This window comes from Tabrizicola sp., assembly GCF_051645465.1.
Taxonomy (GTDB): Bacteria; Pseudomonadota; Alphaproteobacteria; order Rhodobacterales; family Rhodobacteraceae; genus Tabrizicola.
This window is the reverse complement of sequence record NZ_JBOFBI010000289.1, coordinates 1-7,260: the sequence shown is the minus strand read 5'-3', so window position 1 is coordinate 7,260 and position 7,260 is coordinate 1. Positions and strand designations below refer to the sequence as shown.

The window sequence follows — 7,260 nt, the reverse complement described above, 5'->3', positions numbered from 1 at the left end:
CCATCAGGTCGGTGTAGGATGTCCCGTCATAGCCCTGACGCCAGAACACGTCCTGGGCTTGGTTCAAGACCTGATCGGGATCAAAGCCGCGCGGCCTTCCACGGGATTTTTCGGTGCCGTCCATCTTCGCCTCTTGACCGTTCTATACCGATCGGTATTTAATACCAAGCGGTACATAATACCACACATCAGAAATGGAGGTACAGCATGACCCGTTTTGCGGAAAGGACCGCTTTTGTCACCGGCGGAACGACAGGGATCGGCTTCGCGACGGCACAGGCGCTGATTGCCGAAGGCGCCCGCGTGGTGGTGACCGGGCAGGATGCGGGCCGGGTGGCCGAGGCCGGGCGGAAGCTTGGCAACCAGGCGTTGGCGGTCACGGCGGACGTGACCAGCGCCGAAGCGATGGAAGCGGCGGTGGCCAAGGCCGTCGCGGCATTCGGGACGATCGACGTGGTGTTCGCGAATGCCGGGATTGCGCTGGGCGGGCCTGCGGGCGACACGCCGACGGATGTGGTCGAGCGGATGCTGGCGACCAACATTTCCGGGGTTCTGAACACGGTGCGGGCGGTTCTGCCGCATCTGGCCGAGGGCGCTTCGGTCGTGCTGAACGCGTCGTCCGTCGCGACGAAGACCGTCGCGGGCGTTGGTGTCTACTCGGCGACCAAGGCGGCCGTGCTGTCTTTGGGCAAAACGCTTGCGGTCGAGCTGGCGCCGCGCGGCATCCGGGTGAACATGGTCTCACCCGGGATGACGGAGACCCCGATCTTGGGCAAGTTCGGGATGCCACCCGAAGCGCAGGCCGCGATGCTGGAAGGCGTCAAGGCGGCGCTGCCGGCGGGTCGTGTGGCCCAACCCGACGAGATCGCCGGGGCGGTTCTGTTCCTGTCGGACCGCAGGTCGGGCTATGTGACGGGCAGCAACCTGATCATCGACGGCGGTCAGAACGTCGCCTGAAGCCGCTCCGACCCAAGCTGGGCCACAGACAGCCTTGCTTTGCGGCGCGGCACAACTTGCCTTGACCCGGAAGTTGCGGATTCGGGTCGGGGCGGGGTGCTTTGCGGGGCCGCTTGTGCAATGATGGAGGGCGGCCCCTCACCCTGGCCCTCTCCCCCCGGGGGAGAGGGGACGCCTGTGGCGGAGGGCATCGCGATAGACGGGAGGATGTGCTGATGTTGCCTGACGCTGAAACGCTTTATGCAGCCCTTGTCGCGCGCGACGATCGGTTCGCCGGGCTGGCCTTTGTCTGCGTCAAGACGACCGCGATCTATTGCCGGTTTGGCTGCCCGGCCCGGACGCCGCTGCGTCGGAATGTGACGTTCCTTGCAACGACTGCCGAGTGCGAGGCGGCCGGGTTCCGGGCCTGCAAGCGGTGCAGGCCCGAAGAGGTCAGACCTTCGTCCCTTTCGCGGGAAGCTGTTCCGTCACTGCTTCATAGCCCGAGCCTGACGCCATAAGGCACATCTGACCGTCGGGAAGGGTGATTGCGATGGTCCAGGTGCCGGTCTCGTCGGCCGCGTAAAGCTCCATCACCGCGTTTTCGCCTGCGATGCCGACACTGCGGCGGGTTTCGCCGTAGCGCTCGGCGAGAAGTGCCACGACGCGGTCGCGGGCGTCGCACTGGGTATTGCCTAAGGCGACATCGGCAGCGGCGATCATGCCGCCGAGGCCGAGCGAGAGGGCAAACATCGTCTGGTTCATGGGAAGGCCTTTCTGCCGGGTGATGCGCAAAGGCTGCCGGAGCTTGCCTGCAGATTGGTTAATGGCGCGGGCGGAGGGAAGGCTGGCCCTTGGCGAGAGCAGGGCAGGGTTTGGTCTTTGGTCGGGGTTACGCTGCGGCGCGGCATTTTCGGGCTTGCCGTTTGTGACGAATCCGTGCTTTCAAGCGCAAGAATGTTGCGCAGAGGTGAGTCGTGGTTCGTCCCTACCGGTCAGTCCTGTACATCCCTTCGTCCCGCGAGCGGGCGCTGGAGAAGGCGCGGGAGCTGGCTGTGGATGCGGTGATCTTCGATCTGGAGGACGCCGTCGCGCCGGAAGAAAAGCTGCGGGCGCGGGAGCTTCTGGGGCAGGTTCTGAGGCGGGACGACTTTGGCGCCAAGGCGCGGATCGTGCGGGTGAACGGGCTGGAGACGGAGTGGGGCGCAGGGGATCTCGCGGCCTTCGCCGACCATCCGGGCGCGGATGCGGTGCTGGTGCCGAAGGTGAACGGCCCGGCCGATCTGGATGCAGTTGCAGCACGGGTGTCGCGTCCGATCTGGGCGATGATGGAGACGGCGAAGGGGTGCCTGAACGCGGGGGGCATTGCGGCGCATCCGCGGCTTGAGGGCATGGTGATGGGGACGAATGATCTGGCGAAGGAGCTGGGGGCCCGGTACCGGAGCGACCGGTTGCCACTGATCGCGGCGCTTGGGGCCTGCGTGCTGGCGGCCAGGGCCGAGGGCCGGGTGATCGTGGACGGGGTCTTCAACGCGTTCAAGGACGAGGCGGGTCTGAGGGCGGAATGCGAGCAGGGCCGGGACATGGGGTTTGACGGCAAGACGCTGGTTCACCCGGCGCAATTGGCCATCGCCAACGAGGTCTTCGCGCCGAGTGCGGAAGATGTGGCGCTGGCCCGCCGGCAGATCGAGGCCTTTGCTGAGGCGCGGGCGCGGGGCGAAGGCGTGGCGGTGGTGGACGGCCGGATCGTGGAGAACCTGCACGTTGCGACCGCGGAAGCGCTGATCACGAAGGCCGAGGCGATTGCGGCGCTGGCCGATTGAGGGCAGGGTGACGCCCATGACCGGCGGTGGAGGCAGCGATGATCTGGATCGTAGTGGGACTGGCGCTGTGGTGGGCGGCGCATCTGTTCAAGCGGCTGGCTCCCGGCCCGCGGGCCCGGCTTGGCGACCCCGGCAAGGGTCTGGTGGCGGTCGGTGTGATCGGAGGCGTTGTCCTTATGGTGATCGGCTACCGGGGGGTCGAGCATATCGACCTTTGGTATCCACCGGCGTTCCTGACCCATCTGAACAACCTCTTGATGGTCTTCGCGGTCTATCTTTATGCGGCAAGCGGGATGAAGACGCGGATCACGCGCCCGATCCGGCATCCGCAGCTGACGGCGATCAAGACCTGGGCGGTGGCGCATCTTCTGGTGAACGGCGATCTGGCCTCGGTCATCCTGTTTGGCGGGCTTCTGGCTTGGGCGGTGGTCGAGGTGATCCTGATCAACCGGGCCGAGCCGCGGGGGCCGCTGCCCGAGCCCGCTCCGGTCGGCAAGGAGATCGGGGCGGTTGTCGGGGCCGTGGTGGTGACGGGCGCGATGGGTTGGGTGCACAACTGGCTGGGCGTCTGGCCCTTTGGCTGAGGTCGGAGCCGGGGGTTTCACACCCCCGGACCCCCGTGGGATACTTTTGCAAAGATGAAAGCTGGGGAGTTCGGGGCGTGAAGCTCTATCGGTTTCTGAGTGCGGATGACACGGCGGAGTTCTGTCACAAGGTGACGGCGGCGCTGAACAAGGGGTGGGAGCTGCACGGGTCCCCGACCTATGCCTTTGACGCGGGCAATGGGGTCATGCGCTGCGGGCAGGCGGTGGTGAAAGAGGTGGCGGGGGAGTACTCGCCTGATGTGAAGCTGGCCGAGCAATGAAGAAGTGCATTCGATGAAGACGGGGCCGGGCCGGTTCTTCGAGGACTATCGGCTGGGCGAGGTGATCGCCCATGCGGTGCCGCGCACTGTCGGCGCAGGGGAGCGGGCGCTTTATCACGCGCTTTATCCGGCGCGGGGGGCGGTGCATTCCTCGGACGAGTTCGCGCGGTCGGTGGGGCTGGCGGCCTCACCCTTGGACGACCTGATCGCCTTCCATATGGTCTTTGGCAAGACGGTGCCGGACATCAGCCTGAATGCGGTGGCGAACCTGGGCTACGCCGAAGGGCGCTGGCTGAAGCCGGTGTGGCCGGGGGACACGCTGCGTGCGGTGTCGGAGGTGATCGGGCTGAAGGAGACCTCGTCCGGGGCGACCGGGTTGGTCTGGGTGCGGACGAGGGGCCTTGATCAGCGCGGCGAGGTGGTGGTGGAGTACGTGCGCTGGGTGATGGTGCGGAAGCGGCGGCGCGAGGTGGACGTGCCGGTTCATGTGCCGGAGCTTGCCCCCGTGGTGGCGCCGGAAACGCTGGTGGTGCCGGAGGGGCTGGACTTCAGCCGCTATGATTTCGCTTTGGCAGGTGAGCGGCATCGCTGGGGCGACTACCGCCCTGGTGAGATCATCGACCATGTCGACGCCGTCACGGTGGAAGAGGCCGAGCACATGCTGGCCACGCGGCTGTGGCAGAACACGTCGAAAGTGCATTTCGATGTCGGGCAGCGCGAGGATGGGAGGCGGCTGATCTATGGCGGGCATGTCATCAGCCTCGCGCGCGCGCTGTCGTTCAACGGGCTGGCGAATGCGCAGTTCATCGTGGCCTTGAACGGGGGTGCGCATGCCAACCCCTGTTTCGCGGGCGACACGGTAAGGGCCTGGACCGAGGTGCTGGACCGCGCCGAGGTGGCGGCCCCTGGGGTAGGAGCGCTGCGCCTGCGGCTGGTCGCGACGCGCGGCGAGGCCGGGGCATTGCGCGGGGCGGATGGGAAGTATCTGCCGGAGGTGCTTCTGGACCTTGACTACTGGGCTTTGGTGCCGACCTAATGTGGGCCTCCGCCCCGCGACGGATGGGGCAAATGCGGCCCTTGTCAGTGCTGCCAACCGGAGGATTGCACAATGAAAGCTATTGTGACGCTGGGCCTTCTGGCCCTTGGCCCCGTCGCTGCCCATGCCGAGGGCTGCGCGCCCGATGAGGGCATCGCCGTTCCAGAGATCGAAGCGATGAACCAGCTCTTGCTGAACAAGGACTTTGACGGCTTCAGCGCGGCGGTCGAGGAAGTGATTGGTATCAAGATCACAGGTGACATGAAGCCCGTGGCCGAGATTTTCGTGGAGGGTTTCGACGGCTGCGCGACGATTGTCCAGCGGGTCGATGTGGGCGGAATGGTGCAACATGTCGTGGTCTTCAATGGCAAGCCCGGACCGCTCTACGGCTACTGGATGGCAATTCCGCGGGATGACGGGGTGCGGATCATGTCCTTTATCGTGCATACAGACCTCGACAAGGTAATGATGCTTCTGCGCTGACGCGGGAGGGCGGCGGCGGCACCCAGGGCCGTCGAGCCGAAGGACAGCCGGAGCGGGAGCAAGCGGCATTGCCAGGCCTTGACTACTGGGCGTTGCTACCGCGGTGAAGTCGACAAGCTCTGGTGGTCAAATTCTAAGCGCGCGCGTCGTCGCATGTGATTTCGTTGCAGAAACCGCTGGGCGCTTCCATCTTTTGACTATCCAGTCAGTGGAAGTCTGTGGCATGCTTTGGGCATAACAGCGGAGGGACGCCATGAAACTGCACACGGCACTTGCGGCTTTGGCGCTGATGACAGGCAGCGCGACCGCGCAGGACTTGATCCTCTACGGCGGGGCGGAACTTGAGTTCACGCATGACGAGGATGGGCCTGATACTGGCACGGACAGCTATCTGAGGGGCTACCTTGAAGCCGAAATCAACGGCTTCTATGCGGGTCTGGAAGGAAAGGTCTCGGACGAGAGGATCGAGAACCGGGCGGATGTCTACCTGGGCTATCGGAACGAAACGGCTGGCGGTCTGAGTTATGACTTCGGGCTTTACCGCTACAACTACGTGAATGACTCGGCCAGCAACTACACGGAAGCCTATGTAAGTCTTGGTGTGCCAGTTGGCGAGCAGTTTTCGACGACGCTCGACCTTTACTACGACATCGACAACGAGCTTGGCAGCGCGTACCTGGGTGCAGCCTTTGCCGCGACCGATGTGTTGGAGGTGTCTGCCAACTATGGCGTCTACGAAGTGGACGGCGCGGGTTCGGAAACCGAATGGGATCTGGGTGCGACCTATTCGTTGGGCGAGGAGACCGCCGTCGACCTGCGCTATTACGACGGGTCGGAGTATGAAGACAGCTACCTTGGGCTGAGCCTGACCTGGGATACGACCATCCTTGGCGGGTGACCGGGCTGGCTTGAAGGAGGTGTGATCACGGGTTCAAAATTTGTGATCACAAAACCGGATTTCTTGCTGCTGATAGCGACAACATGTTGCAGTTGCGGCATTCCTCGCGTGACACGGGCGAAATCCACGCTATTGAAGGTCTTGAACGACAGCCTGGCGCTGGCCGAGCCGCGCCGCCAGACGTGAGGACCGACCATGGCAGACGCAAAGCGGGCTGCGCCCGTAAACCGCCCCCTGTCTCCGCATCTGCAGATATACCGCTGGCAAGTGCCGATGCTGACCTCGATCCTGACGCGGATCACCGGTCATGCATTGGTTGCGGGGGTCATTCTGGCGGTTTGGTGGCTGCTGGCGGCGGCAATCTCGGAGGAGCGCTTTGCGGTGGCGAATGCTGTGGCCACGAGCTGGTTTGGCGATCTGGTCTTTACAGGGTCGCTCTGGGCGGTCTGGTATCACTACCTGAGCGGTCTGCGGCACCTGTACTACGACGCAGGCCGGGGGCTTGATATCCCGACGGCGGAAAAGCTGGGCTGGGCCTGTATCATCGGCTCGGTCGTGCTGACTGTGATCACAATTCTTTTGGTTCAGTGAGGATGACATGCGTTATCTGACCCCCCGCAAGCGCGCCGAGGGCAAGGGTTCCGCCCACGCCGGGGCCGAACACCACTGGGCGATGACCGTCTCGGCCGTGGGCCTGGCCTTTCTGGTGCCTGCATGGCTTTACGTCTTCGGGTCGACCCTGGGCCAGCCGCGCGAGGCGGTGCTGGAGACCTTTGCCCGCCCCTTCCCGGCGATCCTGACGGCGCTGGTCCTGGTCATCGGCATGCGACATTTCGCGATGGGGGCAACGACGATGATCGAGGACTATGCTCGGGGCACCACGCGGAAGGCGCTGATCATCGCGGCCATCTCGCTTTCCTGGATGATCATCGCGACGGGCCTGTTCGCGCTTGCCCGCATCGCGCTTTGAAGGACAGATCATGACTGCCTATCCGTATGAGACGCATGATTACGACGTGGTTGTCGTGGGAGCCGGGGGCGCGGGCCTGCGGGCCACGCTGGGCATGGCCGAGCAGGGGCTGCGGACGGCCTGCGTGACCAAGGTCTTCCCGACGCGGTCGCATACGGTGGCGGCGCAGGGGGGGATTGCGGCTTCGCTTGGCAACATGGGGCCGGACCACTGGCAGTGGCATATGTACGATACTGTAAAGGGATCGGA

12 protein-coding genes are annotated in these 7,260 nt (G+C 64.6%); 11 read left to right on the top strand and 1 reads right to left on the bottom strand.

The annotated features are described in order from the left end of the window. The first annotated feature begins 207 nt into the window (after window positions 1-207). Both ACRCSW_RS18305 and ACRCSW_RS18300 read left to right on the top strand, forming a co-directional pair. On the top strand, window positions 208-957 hold the full coding sequence (locus ACRCSW_RS18305; RefSeq protein ID WP_438707084.1) for an SDR family oxidoreductase: 750 nt from the start codon (window positions 208-210) through the stop codon (window positions 955-957). Window positions 958-1,172: 215 nt separating this feature from the next. Then, window positions 1,173-1,457 carry an Ada metal-binding domain-containing protein gene (locus ACRCSW_RS18300; protein ID WP_438707083.1) on the top strand — a complete coding sequence of 95 codons (285 nt, stop codon included), beginning with the start codon at window positions 1,173-1,175 and terminating at the stop codon, window positions 1,455-1,457. Here ACRCSW_RS18300 and ACRCSW_RS18295 read toward each other — a convergent pair. Next, the gene (locus tag ACRCSW_RS18295) at window positions 1,390-1,701 is read right to left on the bottom strand and encodes a hypothetical protein (protein WP_438707082.1); all 312 of its coding nucleotides are present in this window, start codon (window positions 1,699-1,701) and stop codon (window positions 1,390-1,392) included. The genes ACRCSW_RS18300 and ACRCSW_RS18295 overlap by 68 nt on opposite strands. A 212-nt stretch (window positions 1,702-1,913) precedes the next feature. Between ACRCSW_RS18295 and ACRCSW_RS18290 the strand changes: the two genes are divergently transcribed. From ACRCSW_RS18290 to ACRCSW_RS18250, 9 genes are all read left to right on the top strand, one after another. Further along, window positions 1,914-2,759, top strand: a complete 846-nt coding sequence (locus tag ACRCSW_RS18290; RefSeq protein WP_438707081.1) for an HpcH/HpaI aldolase/citrate lyase family protein — start codon at window positions 1,914-1,916, stop codon at window positions 2,757-2,759. A gap of 38 nt (window positions 2,760-2,797) precedes the next feature. Next, entirely contained in the window at window positions 2,798-3,343 is a 546-nt protein-coding gene (locus ACRCSW_RS18285) for an NnrU family protein (RefSeq protein WP_438707080.1), read from the top strand. Between the two features lie 77 nt (window positions 3,344-3,420). Further along, window positions 3,421-3,624, top strand: coding sequence for a DUF1737 domain-containing protein (locus ACRCSW_RS18280; protein ID WP_438707079.1), 204 nt, complete (start codon window positions 3,421-3,423; stop codon window positions 3,622-3,624). 13 nt (window positions 3,625-3,637) lie between these two features. Further along, window positions 3,638-4,660 carry a MaoC family dehydratase gene (locus ACRCSW_RS18275; RefSeq protein WP_438707078.1) on the top strand — a complete coding sequence of 341 codons (1,023 nt, stop codon included), beginning with the start codon at window positions 3,638-3,640 and terminating at the stop codon, window positions 4,658-4,660. Window positions 4,661-4,732: 72 nt separating this feature from the next. Beyond that, window positions 4,733-5,143, top strand: coding sequence for a hypothetical protein (locus tag ACRCSW_RS18270; protein ID WP_438707077.1), 411 nt, complete (start codon window positions 4,733-4,735; stop codon window positions 5,141-5,143). 253 nt (window positions 5,144-5,396) lie between these two features. Then, a complete protein-coding gene (locus ACRCSW_RS18265; protein ID WP_438707076.1) occupies window positions 5,397-6,041 on the top strand; it encodes a hypothetical protein in 645 nt (214 codons plus the stop codon). 195 nt (window positions 6,042-6,236) lie between these two features. Next, window positions 6,237-6,632 carry a succinate dehydrogenase, cytochrome b556 subunit gene (gene sdhC, locus ACRCSW_RS18260; protein WP_438707075.1) on the top strand — a complete coding sequence of 132 codons (396 nt, stop codon included), beginning with the start codon at window positions 6,237-6,239 and terminating at the stop codon, window positions 6,630-6,632. A gap of 7 nt (window positions 6,633-6,639) precedes the next feature. After that, the gene (gene sdhD, locus ACRCSW_RS18255; protein WP_438707074.1) at window positions 6,640-7,011 is read left to right on the top strand and encodes a succinate dehydrogenase, hydrophobic membrane anchor protein; all 372 of its coding nucleotides are present in this window, start codon (window positions 6,640-6,642) and stop codon (window positions 7,009-7,011) included. A gap of 10 nt (window positions 7,012-7,021) precedes the next feature. Next, window positions 7,022-7,260: FAD-binding protein (locus tag ACRCSW_RS18250; RefSeq protein WP_438707073.1), on the top strand; the 239-nt coding region annotated here is incomplete at its 3' end.

Coding starts and splice junctions, on each gene's coding strand:
- ACRCSW_RS18265 (WP_438707076.1), top strand. CDS start 5,397: ATGAAACTGCACACGGCACTTGCGGCTTTGGCGCTGATGACAGGCAGC.
- ACRCSW_RS18300 (WP_438707083.1), top strand. CDS start 1,173: ATGTTGCCTGACGCTGAAACGCTTTATGCAGCCCTTGTCGCGCGCGAC.
- ACRCSW_RS18270 (WP_438707077.1), top strand. CDS start 4,733: ATGAAAGCTATTGTGACGCTGGGCCTTCTGGCCCTTGGCCCCGTCGCT.
- ACRCSW_RS18295 (WP_438707082.1), bottom strand. CDS start 1,701: ATGAACCAGACGATGTTTGCCCTCTCGCTCGGCCTCGGCGGCATGATC.
- sdhD (WP_438707074.1), top strand. CDS start 6,640: ATGCGTTATCTGACCCCCCGCAAGCGCGCCGAGGGCAAGGGTTCCGCC.
- sdhC (WP_438707075.1), top strand. CDS start 6,237: ATGGCAGACGCAAAGCGGGCTGCGCCCGTAAACCGCCCCCTGTCTCCG.
- ACRCSW_RS18285 (WP_438707080.1), top strand. CDS start 2,798: ATGATCTGGATCGTAGTGGGACTGGCGCTGTGGTGGGCGGCGCATCTG.
- ACRCSW_RS18305 (WP_438707084.1), top strand. CDS start 208: ATGACCCGTTTTGCGGAAAGGACCGCTTTTGTCACCGGCGGAACGACA.
- ACRCSW_RS18275 (WP_438707078.1), top strand. CDS start 3,638: ATGAAGACGGGGCCGGGCCGGTTCTTCGAGGACTATCGGCTGGGCGAG.